Annotated in this window: 1 protein-coding gene and 1 pseudogene; both read right to left on the minus strand. The window is 57.8% G+C overall.

The features are described from left to right. Positions 1-65: 65 nt before the first annotated feature. On the minus strand, positions 66-842 hold the full coding sequence (gene istB, locus C7445_RS14330; protein WP_134161394.1) for an IS21-like element helper ATPase IstB: 777 nt from the start codon (positions 840-842) through the stop codon (positions 66-68). After that, positions 839-2061: pseudogene (gene istA, locus C7445_RS14335) on the minus strand (IS21 family transposase). The gene istB and the pseudogene istA overlap by 4 nt, the downstream one beginning before the upstream one ends. Between the last annotated feature and the right edge of the window lie 46 nt (positions 2062-2107).

Below are 2107 nucleotides of genomic sequence, written 5' to 3' on the forward strand. Positions count from 1 at the left end.
TGTCAACGCCGGGTTAGTTTTGACCCAGATCGCCGACTTAAATTTGACCCACCTAGCAGCTTGAATCAGGACGTCGTCTTGTCAGTCGGCGCCGTGTAGACACCGGCTTTCATCTTGTCCTTGAGCCTGTAGCTTTGCCCTCGAATGTTCAGGATGTGGGCGTGGTGCAGCAGGCGGTCCAACACTGCTGTGGCCAGTACGCCATCCCCGAACAGCTCATCCCATTCCCCAATCCCCTTGTTACTCGTCAGGATAATGCTGCCGCGCTCGTACCTAGCGTTAATCAACTGGAACAGCAGGTTCGCGCCGATCGGGTCTAGCGGCAGATAACCGACCTCGTCAATCAGCAGGAGCTTTGGACGGAGGTACTTCCTCATGCGCGTGTCGAGCCGTCCATCCGTGTACGCCCGGCGCAGGTCATTCACCAGATTCGTCACTGTGACGAAGTAGGTGGAGAGCCCCTGTGAGATGGCCTCCATGGCGAGCGCCACTGCTAGGTGACTCTTGCCAACTCCCGGCGGTCCAAGAAACACGAGATTCGCCGCCTGGTGCACAAACGCGAGGGTCGCGAACTCGCGAATCAGCTTCTCGTCAACGCTAGGCTGGAATGAGAAATCGAACTCCTCCAGCGTCTTGCGGTATGGGAGCTTAGACAGCCTTGCCTTGGTCTCTACGTTGCGCTTGTGGCGCTCGTCAAGTTCGGCGCTGAGCAGATCCGTCAGGAACCCGACGTACGTTAGATTCTTCTCGGTCGCCATCTGTAGTCGGCTGTCGAGGATGGCCGAAGCGGCTGCGAGCTTCAACTCCTCGAGTTGGGCGTGCGCCTTCTCCAGTTCAATCATGCGCCCACCTCCGCGAGTGCGGCATAGACGGAGAGCGGACGCTGGTCAACGGAATCCATGGGAACTTGTCGAGCTACCGGCAATGGCCCTGTCGCGCCTTGTGCTGCGTCTAGTCCGGAATACTGTCCTTGTAGCCGGACCAGTCCGTTGAACCTCGGAGACTTCTCGTGCACGGCGATTCTCACACCCTCAGACCATATCTCAATCTGGTTGCGCAACTGGCGGACGGTAACAGTGCGACCGCTATACTGCCAGGGAACGCCGTATCGGACACCGTCGAAGCTCACGAATCCGTCCATACTCACCTTTCGCTCCTCGCGCAGGAACTTGGCGAGTGCTTCGGGCGAGGGCAGGGGCCGTAGCTGTTCTTGCGGCAGTAGGTCACAGGGGCGTTCCCCCGTCGTGCCGTGGATCCGTTGATCTATCTCATAACACCAGGCAAGTGCCTGGCGGTTGAGATCGGCAAGGTCGGTAAACCTACGAGCAATCCAGAAGTTCTCTTTCACAAACCGGACCGCGCGTTCCACCTTCCCCTTGGTCTGGGGCCTTCGCACCCTGCAAAGCTTGGGCGTCAGCCCAATCGCCAGGGCGAAGTCCAGGAATACCGGGTGCCATATTGGTGTGCGGTCGTCGTTTGTGCCAAGCACTACCGTCTTCATCCGGTCGGTCAAAACCACCTTCGGTACACCGTCGAAGTGCTCAACAGCGTGCGCGAAACAGCGCAAGAAACTATGTATATCGCATCGACGTGTGAACTCAATGTACGTCGCGCGGGAGTGTCCTAAAATCATGACAAAAACGGGAAGCTTGCGGTGAACACCGCGTTCGTCGATGTATTCACAGATGCCCCAGTCAACCTGTGCCTGCTCACCAGGCTTCGTCTCGTACCGGGACGTGGCCTTCTGCCGCTTGGGTGGTCGGAACTGTTGGACGTAGTCTTTCACAGCGTCATTCCGCCCGCGTAGCCCTGGGCCCGAAGGCGTTGCAGCATGACCTGGCAATTGAACAGGCCAGCGTCCATCCACTCGTCAATCAACGGCTTGTACGCGTCTAGCTTGGATCCGCGCCTTGCCCGCGGTTGCACCTGCACCGCCATTCCACTTCGTACGTATTTGCGGATCGTGTTGCGTGAGAACCCGGTCTCCCTGGCAATCTCTCGAAAGCTCTTCCCCTGCGTCAACAAATCTTGTACGCTCATTAGTGATCCACCTTTCAGCATGGATACTCTCCCTTCTGAACCCGGCTAGGTCTGAAGAGAGATATTC

This window comes from Alicyclobacillus sacchari, from assembly GCF_004366795.1.
Classification (GTDB): domain Bacteria; phylum Bacillota; class Bacilli; order Alicyclobacillales; family Alicyclobacillaceae; genus Alicyclobacillus; species Alicyclobacillus sacchari.